Below are 16,553 nucleotides of genomic sequence, written 5' to 3'. Positions count from 1 at the left end.
ATCGTGGGGATGGGCTGCCGGCTGCCCGGCGGGGTCTCGTCGCCCGACGACCTGTGGAAGCTCGTGGCCGAAGCACGCGACGGCGTCACGCCCTTCCCGTCCGACCGGGGCTGGGACCTCGAAGGTCTCTTCGACCCCGACCCGGACCGCTCCGGCACGTCCTACGTCAGCGAGGGCGGCTTCCTGCACGACGCCGGTGAGTTCGACGCGTCCCTCTTCGGTATTTCGCCGCGCGAGGCGGTGGCGATGGATCCGCAGCAGCGGTTGCTGCTGGAGGTGTCGTGGGAGGTGTTCGAGCGGGCGGGCATCGATCCGACCTCGCTGCGCGGCAGCAGCACCGGCGTCTACACCGGTGTGATGTACCACGACTACGCCGCGGGGCTGAGTGCCGTGCCCGAAGGGCTGGAAGGCTTCCTCGGCACCGGGAACTCCGGGAGCGTGGCCTCGGGACGCGTGTCCTACGTCCTCGGCCTGGAGGGCCCCGCCGTCACCGTGGACACGGCGTGCTCGTCGTCGCTCGTCGCCGTCCACCTCGCCTCGCAGGCACTCCGGAGCGGTGACTGCTCGCTCGCCCTGGCCGGCGGGGTCGCCGTCATGTCGAACCCGTCGCCGTTCGTCGAGTTCTCCCGGCAGCGGGGGCTGGCGCGCGACGGCCGGTGCAAGGCGTTCGCGGACGCGGCGGACGGCACGGGGTGGGCGGAGGGCGTGGCCGTGCTGCTGCTGGAGCGGCTGTCGGACGCACGGCGGCTGGGGCACGAGGTGTTGGCGGTGGTGCGAGGGTCGGCGGTCAACCAGGACGGCGCGTCCAACGGGCTCACCGCGCCCAACGGCCCTTCCCAGCAGAGAGTGATCCGTCAGGCACTCGCCAGTGCCCGGTTGTCGGCGGCGGATGTGGACGCGGTGGAGGGGCATGGCACCGGGACGACGTTGGGTGATCCGATCGAGGCGCAGGCGTTGCTGGCGACGTACGGGCAGGACCGTGCACCCGAACAGCCGCTCTGGCTGGGCTCGTTGAAGTCCAACATCGGTCATACGCAGGCTGCGGCCGGTGTTGCGGGGGTCATCAAGACCGTGCTGGCGATACGGCACGGTGTGTTGCCGCGGACGTTGCATGTGGATGAGCCGTCGTCGAAAGTGGACTGGGCCGCAGGCGCTGTGGAGTTGCTGGCGGAGTCGAGGTCGTGGCCCGAGGTGGGCCGTCCGCGCAGGGCGGGCGTCTCGGCTTTCGGGGTGAGCGGGACGAACGCCCACGTGATTCTGGAGCAGGCCCCGGACCCGGCCGCGCGGGCTGCCGTGCCGCCCGGGGCGAAGGATCCTGCCGTTGTTCCGTGGGTGATCTCCGGCGCCTCGGCCAAGGGACTGCGCGGCCAGGCCCGACGACTGGAGTCGTTCGTACGTGAACGCTCCGAGGTGGACATCGCGGGTGCCGCGCACACCCTCGCCACGGCACGGGCTCAACTGCCCCATCGGGCGGTGGTGGTGGCCTCGGGGCGTGATGGCGCCTTGGCGGGGGTGTCGGCCTTGGCCCGGGGTGCCGCGAGTGGTGGATCGGTGGTGTCGGGTGTCGCGGATGTGTCGGGTCGGTCGGTGTTCGTGTTCCCTGGGCAGGGTTCGCAGTGGGTGGGGATGGGACGTGAACTTCTCGATTCCTCAGCTGTGTTCGCGGACGCGTTGACGGAGGTCAGTGCGGTCCTGGGCGCGGTGAGTGGGTGGTCGGTTCTGGACGTGGTACGAGGAGTGGAGGGTGCTGCGTCGTTGGATCGGGTGGATGTGGTGCAGCCGGTGTCGTTCGCGGTGATGGTGGGGCTGGCACGGGTGTGGGAGTCCTTCGGGGTGCGTCCGGATGCGGTGGTGGGGCATTCGCAGGGTGAGATTGCCGCCGCGCATGTGGCGGGGGTGTTGTCGTTGGAGGACGCGGCCCGGGTGGTCGTGCTGCGCAGTCGGGCGATTGCGGGGGGTCTGGCCGGCCGGGGCGGGATGGTGTCGGTCGGGCTGCCCGAGGACCGGGTGCGTGAGCGACTCGGTGAAGGGGTGGAGCTCGCGGCGGTCAACGGGCCGTCGTCGGTGGTCGTGGCGGGTGACCCTGCCGCCCTGGACCGGCTGGTTGCCGTATACGAGGAGGAAGGAGTCCGTGTTCGGCGGATTCCGGTGGACTACGCGTCCCACACCTCGCACGTCGAGCTGATTCAGAACGAACTGGCCGACGTGCTCGCCGGGTTGAAGCCGCAGACAGCGACCACCCCCATGTACTCCTCGGTGGACGGGCGTTGGGTGCAGGGCGCGGAGCTCGATGGCGGCTACTGGTTCCGCAATCTGCGGCAGACCGTGCGCTTCGCCGACGCGACCACCGCCCTGATCGCGGAGGAGTTCCGGGCATTCGTCGAGGTGAGTTCGCACCCCGTGCTGGCGCACAGCATCCAGGAATCCCTGGACGAGAACCCTCAGGCGTCGGGCGTGGTCACCGGGACCCTCCGGCGCGACGACGGCGGGCCGGACCGCGTCCTGCTGTCCGCCGCGGAGTTGTTCGTCCGTGGCGTGCACGTCGACTGGACTACCGCACTCGGTGAACCGGCCTCCGAGCGCGTCGAGTTGCCCACGTACGCCTTCCAGCATCAGCACTACTGGCTGGAGTCCACCCGAGGAGCCCGTCACACCGTGTCCGGCGAAGCTGCCCCCTCATCACCGTCCCTGCCCGTTGCCGTCCCCGACGACGAGACTCCCGGATCGGCCCTGACGCACAAGCTGGCCGAACTGTCCGAGGACGAGCGGCAGCAGTTGCTCCTGGACCTCGTGCGGGCCGAAGCCGCCACCGTGCTGGGCCATGAGACGCCGGACTCCGTGGCCTCGGACAGCGTCTTCTTCGAGGTCGGCTTCATCTCGCTGACCGCCGTCCAGTTCCGCAACCGCCTGGCCGACCTCACCGGCCTGGAACTCTCCGCGATGCTGATCTTCGACCACCCCACGCCGACCCTGCTCGCCGGACATCTGCACGCACTCCTGAACGAGAAGGGCTGATCCCGTGTTCACTGTCGAGACCTATCTCAAGGCTTTGGGCCACGAAGGGCCGGCGGACCCGACCTGGGAGACCCTGCGGGATCTCCACCGGCGGCACCTGATCGCCCTTCCCTACGACAGCTCCCTCAACACCGCGCGGGGCGCGGCGCTGTGGGCGGGCGTGGACATCGACGCGGACGCTGTCTTCGACGAGATCGTCCTCGGCGGGCGCGGGGGCGTGTGCTACGAACTGAACGGCCTTTTCCGGCTTCTGCTCCTGGAGTTGGGCTTCGAGGCCGGGGTGCTCGCCGCCGGCATCCGGCAGGTCGACGACTCTTTCGGGCCGGACCTGGAGCACGTGTTCAACTACGTCAGGCTCGACGGCCGGCTGCTGCTCGTCGACGTCGGCTTCGTCGGTCCGTCGTACCTCGAACCGCTGCCGGTCGTGCCGGGCGAGATCAGTCACCAGTACGGCAACCAGTACGGGATCGTCGAGCAGGACGGCTATCACGTGGTGCAGCGCAAGGGGCAGGCCGGGGACTGGCGGGCCGTGTACCGGTTCGATCCCCGGCCCAGGGAGTTCGCGGAGTGGCTGTTGCCGTCGGCCGAACTGGACGACTTCGCCCGCCGGCTCGCGGGCGCGGGCACGGTCGTGCGCGGGCGTGCCTTCGACAACGGGCAGCGGATCCTGATCGGAAGGCGGCTGCTGACGGTCGACGGCGGTCACGACCGGATCCGGGGCGTCATCGATCCCGACGACCACGCGCGCGTCCTGGCCGACATCCTTCGGACGGAGAGGACGGAACAGTGACCGCCACACCCCCTTCCGCCACCCCTCCTCCTGCGGGCACCTCGGCCTCCCCTTCCGCCGCGCCGCCACGTGCGGAGGCTCCCGCCCCCGCCGCCGACGTCATCGTGGTCGGGTACGGCCCGGTCGGGCAGGTCACCGCGTTGTTGCTGGCCGCGCGCGGATGGCAGGTCACCGTGGTGGAGCGCTGGCCCGCGCCGTATCCGATGCCGCGGGCGGTGTCCTTCGACGGGGAGTCGGCGAGGATCCTGGCAGCGGCCGGCGTCGGCGATTCCCTGGGGCAGTTGGGGGAGCCCTCGGGGGACTACGTCTGGCGCAACGCCGCCGGACAGACGCTCGTCCACGTCGACGTTGCCGCCGCCGGTCACTCCGGCTGGCCGGACTCGACGTCCATGTACCAGCCGGGCCTGGAAGCCGCCCTGGCCGCTCGGGGTGAGGAACTGCCCGGGCTGCGCGTGCTGCGCGGACACCGGGTGACCGCCCTCCAGGACCACGGCACCCGGGTGGAGGTCACCGTCGAAGGGCCTCAGGAGGCACCGGCGGACGGGCCGGACGGGCCGGACAGGCCGGACGCACCGCGTGAGCGTGGGGTGTCCGCTCGCTGGGTGGTCGGCTGCGACGGGGCCAACAGCTTCGTACGGGAGGCCATCGGCGCCCCGGTGACGGATTTCGGGTTCTTCAACGACTGGCTCACCTGCGATGTGAGGCTCCATGAGCCGCGCGAGTTCGTGCCGAACAACCTCCAGGTCTGCGACCCCGCCCGGCCCCGTACCGAGGTGTCCGCCGGACCGGGACACCGGCGCTGGGAGTTCATGCGCCTGGCCGACGAGGACCCCGAGGAGTTCGGGCGACCGGACAACGCCTGGCGGCTGCTGGGCCTGTTCGGCATCGACCGTGCCGACGCCACCCTGGAGCGGCATGCCGTCTACACCTTCCAGGCACGGTACGTGGACGCCTGGAGGGTGGGCCGGGTGCTGCTCGCGGGGGACGCCGCCCACCTCATGCCGCCGTTCGCCGGTCAGGGCATGTGCTCGGGCTTCCGGGACGCCGCCAATCTGGCCTGGAAGCTCGACCTTGTCCTGGGCGGGCGGGCCGACGAACGGTTGCTGGACACGTACACCAGTGAGCGGCGGGAGCACGTCCGGCACGCGCTGAAGATGTCCATGGACCTGGGCCGGGTCATCTGCGAGACCGATCCGGCCGCCGCCCGGGACCGTGACACGGTGATGCTCGCCGTACGCGAACGGGGCATCGCCACCGCACCGCCCCGGTCCGCGGTCCAGGCGCTGACCACCGGGTTCCTCCACCGGCGGGACGGCGACGGGCTACCCGCTCCGGCTGCTGGAGACCTCGTGCCCCAGGCCGCCGTCGCCCGCGCCGATGGGGCCGGGCCGTTCGACGCGGTGGTGGGGCCCGGCTTCGCCCTGCTCACCACGGCCCCGCCCGGCGAGCTGCTGGACGACGAGCGCCTGGCGTTCCTCGGCCGGATCGGGGTGAGCCTGGTCCATCTGCTGCCCGCCGGTACGCCGGCCGCCGAGGTCACCGCACCCGCCGCCGTGGACGTCGATGGCGTGTACCTGCGCTATCTGGCGGAGGCGGGGGGCGGTGCCGGGGGGAGGGGCGGTGACGTCGGCGGGGCGGTGGCCCTGCTGGTGCGGCCGGACTTCTACGTGTTCGGAGCGGCCCCGGACCGGGACGCGCTGGCCGCGCTCGTCGACGACCTGCGGGCCGGGCTCCGGTCCGGGGCGCTCATCGGCTGACTCACCCCTGCCTTTTGGCACCGAGCGCCGAGCGCCGAGCGCCGAGCGCCGAGCGCCGAGAACCGAGAACCGAGAACCGAGCGCCGGGCGTCGTGCGGGAACGCCCGGCGCCCGGCGCCCGACACCCGGCACGCCTAAGCCCCCGCCGGAGCGCTCAGCAGGCGCGCGACATGGTGCGCCAGCTCCAGCGACTGCCGGCCGTTGAGCCGGGGATCGCACGCCGTCTCGTAACGCGTGCCGAGGTGGGCGTCGCTGATCTCCTGCGCGCCGCCCAGGCATTCGGTGACGTCGTCACCGGTCAGCTCCAGATGGAGGCCGCCCGGGTGGGTGCCCAGTGCGCGGTGCACCGCGAAGAAGCCCCGGACCTCGTCGAGGATGCGCCCGAAGCGGCGGGTCTTGTAACCGGTGGACGACGTATGGGTGTTGCCGTGCATGGGGTCGCACTGCCACACCACCTGATGTCCCGACGCGGTCAGCTTCTCCACGACCGGCGGCAGGACGTCGCGCACCCGGTCGCTCCCCATCCGGCTGATCAGGGTGAGCCGCCCGGGGACCCGGTGGGGGTCCAGCCGTTCCGCGTACTCCGTGACCTCCTCGGGCGTGACCGAGGGGCCGATCTTCAGGCCGATCGGGTTGGCGATCCGCTCGGCGAAGGCGATGTGCGCCCCGTCGAGGTGACGCGTCCGCTCACCGATCCAGAGGAAGTGCCCGGACAGTCCGTAGAGACGGGAGCCGGGCGGTTCGCCCGCGCCCCCACCGGCCCCCGCCTCCGCGCTGTCGTCTCCCCGGCCGCTACCGGGCGAGTGCCGCGCCAGTGCCTGCTCATAGTCCAGCAGCAGCGCCTCATGACTGGTGAAGAGCTCCGTACCCGACGCCTCGGCCTCCGACCTGACGATGTCCATCGCCGCACCGGCGGCCGCGTGGGCGCGCAGCATCCGGCGGGGGTCGGGCGTCCTCGACACGGCGTCGGGCGTCAGGGAGTTGACGATGTCACCGCGGTACGAGGGCAGCCCGCCGGCCTCGAACGGGCTCGACCGGGGTTTGGCGTACTGACCCGCCACGCGCCCCACCGTGACCACGGGCAGCCGGGCGGCGACGGCCAGCACCCCGGCCACGCACAGCAGGGTGCGCAGATTGCCCAGCACATGCGCGTCCGTGTTGCCGGCGAAGGTCTCGGCGCAGTCGCCGCCCTGCACCAGGAACGCCCTGCCCAGCGCCACCTGGGCCAGCCGCTCACGGAGCCGGTCGACCTCCGACGGCTCCACCGTGGGCGGCAGACCGCTCAGCACCTCGCCCACCCGGCGCAGTTCGTCGCGGTCGGGCCAGTCGGGCTGCTGCTCGGCCGGGCGTACGGGATCGGCGGCCGGCAACGCGCGTGAACCGGGGACGCCCGCCGGCGCCGCGGGGGTGTCGAAGGTTCCCAGGGACGTGGTCATCGGGGTCATCCCGCCTTCCGGAGGTTGGCCCAGAGATCCGCCGGAAGATCCTTGCGGCGTCTGATCTTGAGCTTGCGGTAGACACGGGTGAGGTGCTGCTCGACGGTGCTGGCGGTGACGTACAGCTTCACGGCGATCTCCCGGTTGGTGTAGCCGAGGACGGCGAGCGAGGCGACCCGGCGCTCCGAGTCCGTGAGCGAGGCGACGCCCTCCAGGCCATCGGCCATCGACTCGGAGCCGCCCAGGTCGGCGGAGACCGACAGCAGCTCCTGCGCCAACGGCTTCATCTCGCACATGTTCGCCACGTGGAGGGCCTGCCGCAGCAGCAGCCTGGCCCGCCGCTTGTCGTTGTTGGCCCGGTGGGCGCGACTCAGCTCGGTCAGCACCCGTACCTGCTCGAACCGGTCGCCGGACGCCTCGGCCAGATCGATCGCCTCGGTGAGCAGCGGCAGCCGCCGTCCGGGCGGCCCCACGGCGGCGAGCAGCCGCAGGGCCGGGCCACGGGTGCGCGAGGTGCCGGCGCCGGAGCGGGCCAATTGCTCGTGGATGAGGCGGCTCGCCTGGTCCTTGTTGTCCAGCCGCAGCCACGCCTCCGCGGCGTTCGTCCGCCACGGCAGCAGCCCCGCCGTGTCCAGCCCCCAGTCACGCAGGAGTTCGCCGCAGGACAGGAAGTCGGCGAGGGCGGCGTGGCAGTGGTCGGTGGCGAGGTAGTGGTGCCCGCGCGCGTACAGGTACTGGAGCCCGTACCTGCTGTGGAACATCGTGTCGCCGATCGAGTGGGTGAGCTGGCGCGCCGCCTCCTCGCGCTCGCCCATCCGGGTCGCGGCCAGGATCAGGACGCTCAACGGCAGCCCCACGGCGACACCCCACGAGCGGGGCGTGAGCAGCCCCAGAGCGTCGTGCGCATGGCGTCCCGCGGCGGTGAGGTCGCCCTGCTGCACCGCCACCTCCGCCCGTGCCGCGGCGAACACGGCCTGTGCGGTCGGGGCGTTCCGGCCCTCGGCATCCGCGAGCAACCGGTCGCACCAGGCAGCCGCGGCCTCCAGCCGGTCCACCTGGATCAGGACCCGGACCGCCACCAGCGCGGCCTCCTCCGCCCAGGGGCTCCTGCGGTGCAGCGGGAGGTCCCGCAGCACCCGTTCCGCCCGGTCCGCGGCGTCCTCGGCCCGGCCCCGGGACAAGGCGTCGGCCAGCGCGGCCGCCGCCTGCAACTGCGGATCCGTGCCGGGCGTCACCACCCCGTGCCGCAGGTCGGCGGGCAGGACCGGAGTCCTGCGGCCTCGTGCCAGCGCGGGATGCGTCCAGGCGAGCCACACCTCGATGTCCCGCAGCGCCGCCGCCTCCGCCGGACTCGCCTGGGCCCCGCCCGCGAGCGCTCGGAGCCGCCCCAGCACGTCGACGGCCTCCTCGCTCCGGCCGTGCCAGAGCAGTTGCCTGATCAGGACGAGGCCATCGGACAGGCTCAGCTGGTCCGCGCGGACCGCCGCGGTCAGGGGCGCCAGATGCCGGGCCGCGGACGACGGGTTGAGCTGCCACTCCGCCTGGGCCAGCCGGGCCCGCAGCGCCGAACGCGACCGCTCGTCGGCGCTGGCCGCGTGCGCCAGTTTCAGGCAGTCGGCGGCCAGTTCGAGACGGTCCTCGAGCAGCGCGTGCTCCGCCGCCTCGGAGAGGACCGCCTCGGCCCACGGCAACCGGGTGTGCCCGGCCTCGATGAGGTGGCGGGCCACGTCCAGGGCCCCGGCGCCACGCTCGTACAGGAGGCAGGCGGCACGTCGGTGGAGCTCGGACCGGTCGTACGGGGACAGGTCGTCCAGGACCGCCGCCCGCGCGGCCGGGTGCCGGAACGCACTCCCCTCCAGGAGGTCGGCCGCGTCCAGGGCGCGCAGCGCCTCCTCCGCCGAGGAGGACGTACCGAGGTCCCCGGACATGAGCCGGCCGATCTCGGCGGGCGTACCGCCGGGGCCCAGTACCGCCAGCGCCCGTACGGCCTGGAGCATCACCGGTTCGGCACGCTGGAGGCAGCTCAGCAGGGCCAGACCGTAGCCCTGCGCGCTCGGAGCCCCGCCGGGCTGGCGGTGATCCTCGATCAGGGCGTGCAGCAGCAGCGGATTCCCGCCCGCGGCGGCGAGGAACTCCTCCCCGACCCGCCGCGCTGCGACCTCCCCGAGCTCGTCGGCGACCAGCCGGAGGGCGCCGGAGCGGGAGAGCGGGTCCAGACGCAGCCGCTGCGCGTACGGCGGCCGGGACAGCTCGCCGCGGAACCGGCGGTTCAGCGGCCACGGCGTGGTGTGGTCGGTGAGGACGAGGAGGATGCTCGCCTGCCCGAGCCGCCGGACCAGGTGGAGCAGGAAGCGCAGGGACGGGACGTCGGCGTGGCGCAGATCGTCCACACCGAGCACCAGCGGCACATCGGCGGCCAGGCCGAGCAGCGCCACGGACAGTTCGTGGCAGGCGCGGACCACCTCCGGCGACGGCACATCGGCGGAGCCGTCGGCGAAGTCGCCGGTGGCGAGGCCGTCCAGCAGGGCGTCCACCCGGTCCGCCTGCTCCCCGGGCCAGTCCGTGCCGCGGAAGAGCTGGTTCACCATGCCGAACGGCAGCGCGCTCTCCGCGGGGGAGCAACTGGCGCCCAGGAAGCGGGCCCCCCGCCGGGTCGCGTGCGCCGCGAAGGCCCGCAGCAGTTCGGTCCGCCCGCCGGCGATCGGCCCCTCCAGCAGAACGGTGTGGCCGCGGCGCGCGAAACAGTCGGTGAGCAGCTGGTCCAGTCGACGCATGTGTTCGTCTCGTTCCACCAGCGAAACCACTCGATCCCCCAGGACGTCATGTTCGTGACCAACGGCGTACGCGACCCGCGGCAGGAGCGCCGGCTTTCGCGTGACGGTGGCCGTGTTCCGGCCATCGGCGTGCGCAGGTGTCCGTCGCGGGATGGCCGTCTGTGCGGTGCAGGGGTCTGAACGGGCCTCTTTGCGCGCTCCCCCTGCCCGGATTCCATGATGGTCGGACGCCGCCTACTCCCCGGGAACCGGCCACCCACGGACTGCCTACTGGGGCACGGAGGCCCAGGGTGAGGGGGGTGTCCACGGGGTCGAGGCCGACGATGCCGGGTGAACCCGCCACATCCCCCTAAGACCCCTTGTTTCCATTGATTATCAGCCACTTTCCGCACACGATCGGCTCCGTCAATCGACACGCGTCGACACGCGTCGACCTTTCACCCCAAGGCCGTTTCGGCCATCGAGGGAGCCTCGCCATGCCCAGTCGCCGGCAGTTCGTCATAGGATCCGCGGCAGCCGCCGCCGCCACCGTGGGCGGGGGAGCGGCGCTGCTGAGCAGCCGCGGAGCGTCGGCCACTCCTCCGGAAGGCGCCCAGAGACCCGGCTCCGGGGGGCCCGTCGCCACCGGGGTCCCGCGGGCCACCTCGACGAACCTCACCAAATTCGCCGACGCCCTCCGGATCCCGCCGGTCCTCAAGCCGGGCGCGTCCCTGACGATCCGCCAGAAGGCGGCCTCCGTGCTGCTGCACTCCCAGCTCCCGCCGACCCCGCTGTGGACCTACGAAGGGTCCTTCCCCGGCCCCACCATCGACCTGTCCAGGGAGAAGCGCCTCACGGTCTCCTGGCGCAACGAGATCAGCGGCGCCTTCCCCGTCACCGGGATCAAGGTGCCGTTCACGGACCTCGACTCGATCCTGGGCCCCGGCCGGGGCTCCGCCACGCGTGACGCCTCGGTCGCCGCCCTGCCCGCGTGGACCGTGGTCCATGTGCACGGCGCGATCACCGGCGGCGGCAACGACGGGTGGACCGAGAACGGCGTGTCACCCGGGGACACCCAGCTCGCCGAGTACCCCAACATGCAGCGTTCCAGCGGCCTCTGGTACCACGACCACGCGATGAACATCACGGCGTTCACCGTCTTCGCCGGACTGGCCGGCACCCTGTTGATCCGGGACCCGGAGGAGGCCGCGCTCAACCTGCCGAAGGGCGACTACGAGATCCCGCTCATGATCAACGACCGGAACCTGGACACCGACGACGCGGGCGTCCCGACCGGCCGGCTCCTGCACAAGATCGGCTACCTCGACACCGGCATCCCCAGCTCCCCGGCCCGGCTGAACCTGCCCTTCATCGGCCCCTACAACCTGGTCAACGGGGTGATCTGGCCCCATCTGAAGGTGAAGCCGCGGTGGTACCGCTTCCGGATCCTCAACGCGGCCAACACCCGCCCCTACACCCTCAGCCTCCAGGTGGAGAACGCGAACGGCACCACCACACCGGTCACGGGGGCCCTGGTGCAGATCGGCAGCGACCACGGGCTGCTGCCGAGTCCCGTGCCCGCGAGCGAGCTGACGCTCCACCCGGCCGAACGGGCCGACGTCCTCATCAACTTCGCCGCCTTCCGGGGCAAGCGGCTGCGGCTCGTCAACACCAACGCCAACGGGGCGTCCCCGCTCGGACCCGACATCATGCAGTTCCGCGTCGACGCGGCGGCCGTCACCGACCCGTTCTCCCTGCCGGCGACCACGTCTCCCTCGTTCGTCCGGCTGACCCGCTCCGCGATACCCGCCGGCCACACCAACCGGTGGATCGCCTTCGGCACATCGGACGGCACCCCCCTCGGCCACCCCGAGATGTGGGAGCTGTCCGAGACGAAGCCCGGATACCAGCCCCGGACCGGCGACCGCCTCGTGCGCGTCAAGGACCAGGGCGGGACCATCCGCACCTTCCGCAAGGAGGCGGCCGCCTTCGACGACAAGGTCGGCTTCCACGTCGCGAGCGGCGCCTGGGAGGTGTGGAACTTCCTCCACCTGGTGGGCCCCGGCCACCCCATGCACGTCCACCTGCTGGGGTTCCAGGCGCTGAACAGGGACATCTACACGGTGACCGACACCGCCGGGCCGGGCGCCGACGTGGTCACCTGGAACGCGGAGTACGACCGGGCGGGCGTGCTCGGCGACGAGGAGAAGGGCTGGAAGGACACGATCAGGGTCGAGGAGCACGAACTGGTCTCCGTGGCAGGTCAGTTCACCGGTGCGACCGGTCGCTTCGTCTACCACTGCCACATCCTGGAGCACGAGGACGAGGGCATGATGCGGCCGTTCGTCGTGGCCCCCCAGGAGATCCTGGACCGTATGCCGCACAGCGCGCACCACCACTGATCCAGTCGCACCCGGGCCCGGTGCGCACCCGCGCCGGTCCGCACCCGCGCCCGGTCCGCTGTCCGCGCCCGTGCTGGTCCGCGGTCCGGGCGCGGACGCGTCAGCCGTCGGCGGACGCGCCGGTCAGGCTGTGCAGGCAGGCGATCAGGCTGCGCGCCTCGACGTTGACGTAATGGCTGTGGCGCAGGAGCCCGACCAGCTGGTGCAGGGTGAGCCAGCGGAAGTCCGGGCCCGGGTCCGGCGCGTAGTCCGCGTCGGTCTCGATCACGAGATACCGGTTGCGGGCGTGGAAGAAGCGGCCGCCCTCCTCCGAGAGCAGGCTCTCGAACCGGATGCGGTCGGGCCCTGCCTCCAGTACGTCGTCGAGGAATCGCGGGCGCGCCGAGGGCGGCAGCCAGCCGTAGTTGTCCGGGGTGCACTGCACGGTCGGCGCGAGTTCGATGACGTCCAGGAAGCCCGGCTGGACGCGGGCGTTCACCAGGGCGTGCAGCACCCCGTCCACCTGCTTCACGAGGAAGGCGTTGATGCCTGCCCCGACCGGTTCCACCACGGGCTGCGTCCAGCCGGAGACCTCACGGTGCTCCGTCCGGACATCGATGCCGATGACCTTGAAGAAGAGCCCGGAGTCATGGGCGACCGACTCCGGGCCGCGGGTCCACCCGGTCACCTCGCGCAGGGGAACCCGCCGGGCGCGGACCTCGTGGCGCGTACGCGTCTCGGTGATCCAGCTCAGCGTCTCCCCGATGGTGTGCAGGCCGGCCAGGTCGGCGCTGCTCGACCGGATGACCGACCGCCGGAATTCCTGACCGTGGAAGGGAAGCCGGTCCGCGAGACCTATTCCCGAGAAGGGCAGGCAGGACAGCACGGTCCGGGAATCCATATTGATCACCGCGTCGCCCGCCAGCAGCTGGTGAATCTGTCCCAGGGTCAGCCACCGGAATCCGTCGAGCAGTGCGACGTCCTGGTCCGTCTCCACGATGATGTTCCGATTGCGCTTCTGGAAGAACCAGGAGCCCTGCTCGGACTGGAGGACGTCGGCGAGCACCTTCCGGCGGTTTTCCTCCTGGAAGTACTCGACATACGGAACGAAACTTCCCCGGTGCACCCGTGTGTAGTTGCTCCGGGTGGCCTGCACCGTGGGGGAGAGCTCCACGCCATCGATATTTCCGGGCTCGTTCTTGGCCTGCATGAGGAAGTGCAGCACCCCGTCGAATTCCTTGGCCAGAATTCCCAGGATGCCGATCTCCGGCTGGTGGATGATGGGCTGGCTCCAGGAGTCGACCGCCCCCGCCGGCACCTCGGCGGCCAGCCCTTCGAGGCTGAAGAACCTTCCGCTCTCGTGCACGATGTTGCCGGTGTCCGGGTCGGTCCGCCAGCGGACCAGATCGGCCAGGGCGATCCTCTCCACCCCGGCGACGTCGACCCGTCGGCGCTCGTCGAACCATCGCCGGATCTCCGTGAGGCTGGAGATACCCGTGACCGAGAGCGCGGATTCGGCGATTCGCTCGGCATTTCTCTGATCCACCGCCAACGTCGACAAGATTCCGGACACCGAGCCTCCCTGTATCGCGTGACAATGGCGCTCACTATGCCGGTATGTTGATTAGCACTGCCGTCCGGATCGGATACTCAGGGGTCGTGTAGGGGGGTATTCGTGGGTTTCCGTGACAGGGGCAGGGGGTTGACCGCCGATGGCGTCCCTGCCTACCGTCGTGCCCGAATTCAATGAATCGAATAATTCCCCGGTGCGCGACCGGTCAGCCCGATGGAGGTCGTGGAGTGCAGCATTCTTCCGGGGGGAGCCCCCCGAATCCCGGTGCGAAGCCGGTGCCGTTGAGAATCGGTGTGGTCGGCTGTGCGGGGATCGCCTGGCGGCGCATGCTTCCGGCGATCGACCGGGATCCGGACGTGGAACTGGTGGCCGTCGCCAGCAGGGACGAGGCCAAGGCTCGGCGGTTCACCCGGCGATTCGGCGGGGACCCGGTGCGCGGCTACGACCGGCTGCTGGCCCGGGGCGACATCGACGCGGTGTACGTACCGCTGCCCGCCCTGCTGCACGCCGAATGGATCGAGCGGGCGCTCCTGGCAGGCAAGCACGTGCTGTCGGAGAAGCCGCTCGCCGCCACGGCGAAGGACGCCGCGTCCCTGGTCGCGCTCGCCGAGTCCCGCGGGCTGGCGCTGCTGGAGAGCTTCATGTTCCTGTGCCATCCGCAGCACGCCCGGGTCCGCGAGCTGGTGGCGGACGGAGTCATCGGGGAACTGCGCACCCTGACAGCGGACTTCGCCTTCCCCGCCAAGGGCGGGGACGACATCCGCTACCGGCCCGATGTGGGAGGCGGGGCGCTGACCGACATCGGCGTCTACCCCGTCCGTACGGCTCTGCTGTATCTGGGGGAGGAGATCGAGGTACTCGGGTCCTCCCTCCACCTGGACCACCGGCTCGGGGTCGACCTGGGCGGATCCGCCCTCCTGGCCAGGCGTGACGGCGTCACCGCCCATCTGACCTGGGGCATGGAGCACTCCTACCGCTCGCGCTACGCCCTCTGGGGCAGCTCGGGGCGGATCTCCGTCACCTGGGCCTACACGCCGCCCCCGACGCACGGTCCGGTGATCCGCGTCGAGCGGCAGGACCACACCGAGGAGCTCACCCTGCCGGCCGTCGACCAGTTCGCGCGGGTGATCGCCGCGTTCGTGGCCCGTGTGCGCGACGGGACGCCGTCCGGCATCGAGGGCGAGTCCGTCCTCTCCCAGGCCCGGCTCGTCGACCGAGTACGGGAGCGGGCGCTGTTGAGTTCCCAGCCTGACCGCGAGCCGATGGGGTTGTCATGAGCGGCACTGAACACATTGCAGAGACCAAGACCAAGACCGAGACCAGGACCGAAGCCGCCGACGCCACCGGGCGTACCGAGGACTCAGGACCCACGACCGCCCACTTCGGACGCGCGACCGAGGACTCCGGACCCGTGACCGAGGACTCAGGACCCACGACCGCCTACTCAGGACGCGCGACCGACCACTCCGGACCCGTGGCCGAGGACCCGGCGCCCGCACCGGACACCGAGTTCACCGGGACGGCCGACTACGGCCCCGTACTCGAACTGGTCCGCAAGCTGCACCGGGAGCAGGAGGCCGGCCGGCGCTTCGTGCCCGGTGAGACGCCGATCCTTCCCTCGGGCGCGGTCTTCGACGAGGACGACCGTGTCGCGCTGGTCGAGGCCGCGCTGCACATGCGCATCGCCGCCGGTCCGGCCGCCCAGCAGTTCGAGCGGAAGTTCGCGGCGCTGCTGGGCCGCCGCAAGGCCCATCTGACCAACTCCGGCTCCTCCGCGAACCTGCTGGCCCTGACCGCCCTCACCCAACGGGAGCTGGGCAAGCGGCGGTTGCGCCCCGGCGACGAGGTCATCACGGTCGCGGCCGGCTTCCCCACGACGGTCAACCCGATCGTGCAGAACGGCCTGGTGCCGGTGATGGTCGACGTCTCGCTGGAGACGTACAACACCACCGCCGAGCGGGTGGCCGAGGCCGTGGGGCCGCGTACCAAGGCCATCATGATCGCCCACGCGCTGGGCAACCCGTTCCCCGCCGCCGAGGTCAGGGAGATCGCGGATGAGCACGGTCTGCACTTCGTCGAGGACAACTGCGACGCCGTCGGCTCCTTCTACGGGGGCAAACCCACCGGCAGTTTCGGTGATGTCGCCACCGCGAGCTTCTACCCGGCCCACCATCTGACGATGGGCGAGGGCGGCTGTGTGGTGACCGACCGGGTGGCCCTCGCCAAGATCATCGAGTCCCTGCGCGACTGGGGACGCGACTGCTGGTGCCCGCCCGCGGCCAGCGACACCTGCCACAAGCGGTTCGGTCACCAACTGGGCAGACTCCCCAAGGGATATGACCACAAGTACACGTTCTCGCGCGTCGGCTACAACCTCAAGACCACCGACCTGCAGGCGGCCCTGGGCCTGACCCAGATGAGCAAGCTGCCGGAGTTCGGCGCGGCCCGCCGGCGCAACTGGCAACGGCTGCGCGAGGGTTTGGACGGGGTGCGGGGACTCAGGCTGCCGGAGGCGACACCGGGCAGCGATCCCAGCTGGTTCGGATTCGTGCTGACGGTCACCGACGACGCGCCCTTCGACCGGGGTGAGATCATCTCCTTCCTGGAATCCCGGAAGATCGGCACGCGCATGCTGTTCTCCGGGAACCTCGCGCGCCAGCCCGCTTATCAGGACGTCGAATTCCGGGTGGTCGGCGATCTGCGCAACAGCGACGTCATCACCGAGCGGACGTTCTGGATCGGTGTGTATCCCGGACTGACCACGGAAATGATCGATTACGTCGCCGCATCGATCCGCGACTTCACCGCGGGACGCCGCTGACACACGGCGAAACACTGCCGATACCTT

At 71.2% G+C, this 16,553-nt stretch carries 9 protein-coding genes and 1 pseudogene; 7 read left to right on the top strand and 3 right to left on the bottom strand.

Annotated features, from left to right (window positions below):
- Positions 1–3: 3 nt before the first annotated feature.
- From ACLJPL_RS20425 to ACLJPL_RS20410, 4 genes and pseudogenes are all read left to right on the top strand, one after another.
- Positions 4–2,631 (top strand): annotated as a pseudogene (locus ACLJPL_RS20425) (type I polyketide synthase); the annotation flags it as partial.
- A gap of 24 nt (positions 2,632–2,655) precedes the next feature.
- Positions 2,656–3,015, top strand: a complete 360-nt coding sequence (locus ACLJPL_RS20420) for an acyl carrier protein (protein WP_411082474.1) — start codon at positions 2,656–2,658, stop codon at positions 3,013–3,015.
- A 4-nt stretch (positions 3,016–3,019) separates the two neighbouring features.
- Positions 3,020–3,805, top strand: a complete 786-nt coding sequence (locus ACLJPL_RS20415) for an arylamine N-acetyltransferase family protein (protein WP_411082296.1) — start codon at positions 3,020–3,022, stop codon at positions 3,803–3,805.
- Positions 3,802–5,562: a bifunctional 3-(3-hydroxy-phenyl)propionate/3-hydroxycinnamic acid hydroxylase gene (locus tag ACLJPL_RS20410; RefSeq protein ID WP_411082295.1), complete on the top strand. Its 1,761-nt coding sequence runs from the start codon at positions 3,802–3,804 to the stop codon at positions 5,560–5,562. The genes ACLJPL_RS20415 and ACLJPL_RS20410 overlap by 4 nt, the downstream gene beginning before the upstream one ends.
- Positions 5,563–5,696: 134 nt before the next feature.
- On the opposite strand, the gene ACLJPL_RS20405 is transcribed toward ACLJPL_RS20410, so the two are convergent.
- Together ACLJPL_RS20405 and ACLJPL_RS20400 are read right to left on the bottom strand one after the other, a co-directional pair.
- Positions 5,697–7,007, bottom strand: a complete 1,311-nt coding sequence (locus ACLJPL_RS20405; RefSeq protein ID WP_411082294.1) for a 3-deoxy-7-phosphoheptulonate synthase — start codon at positions 7,005–7,007, stop codon at positions 5,697–5,699.
- Positions 7,004–9,790 carry an AAA family ATPase gene (locus ACLJPL_RS20400; RefSeq protein ID WP_411082293.1) on the bottom strand — a complete coding sequence of 929 codons (2,787 nt, stop codon included), beginning with the start codon at positions 9,788–9,790 and terminating at the stop codon, positions 7,004–7,006. The genes ACLJPL_RS20405 and ACLJPL_RS20400 overlap by 4 nt, the downstream gene beginning before the upstream one ends.
- Positions 9,791–10,248: 458 nt before the next feature.
- Between ACLJPL_RS20400 and ACLJPL_RS20395 the strand changes: the two genes are divergently transcribed.
- Positions 10,249–12,153 carry a multicopper oxidase family protein gene (locus ACLJPL_RS20395; protein ID WP_411082292.1) on the top strand — a complete coding sequence of 635 codons (1,905 nt, stop codon included), beginning with the start codon at positions 10,249–10,251 and terminating at the stop codon, positions 12,151–12,153.
- Between the two features lie 100 nt (positions 12,154–12,253).
- On the opposite strand, the gene ACLJPL_RS20390 is transcribed toward ACLJPL_RS20395, so the two are convergent.
- A complete protein-coding gene (locus ACLJPL_RS20390) occupies positions 12,254–13,705 on the bottom strand; it encodes an NDP-hexose 2,3-dehydratase family protein (protein WP_411082291.1) in 1,452 nt (483 codons plus the stop codon).
- Positions 13,706–13,980: 275 nt separating this feature from the next.
- Between ACLJPL_RS20390 and ACLJPL_RS20385 the strand changes: the two genes are divergently transcribed.
- Positions 13,981–14,982: a Gfo/Idh/MocA family protein gene (locus ACLJPL_RS20385; protein ID WP_411082290.1), complete on the top strand. Its 1,002-nt coding sequence runs from the start codon at positions 13,981–13,983 to the stop codon at positions 14,980–14,982.
- Complete coding sequence (gene rfbH, locus ACLJPL_RS20380) at positions 14,979–16,526, top strand: lipopolysaccharide biosynthesis protein RfbH (RefSeq protein WP_411082289.1); 1,548 nt, start codon at positions 14,979–14,981, stop codon at positions 16,524–16,526. The genes ACLJPL_RS20385 and rfbH overlap by 4 nt, the downstream gene beginning before the upstream one ends.
- Positions 16,527–16,553: the final 27 nt, after the last annotated feature.

Source organism: Streptomyces sp. cmx-18-6 (assembly GCF_046548915.1).
In the GTDB taxonomy this organism is placed as follows: Bacteria; Actinomycetota; Actinomycetes; order Streptomycetales; family Streptomycetaceae; genus Streptomyces.
The sequence above is the reverse complement of the archived record's forward strand: the minus strand, read 5'-3'. Positions and strand labels throughout refer to the sequence as shown.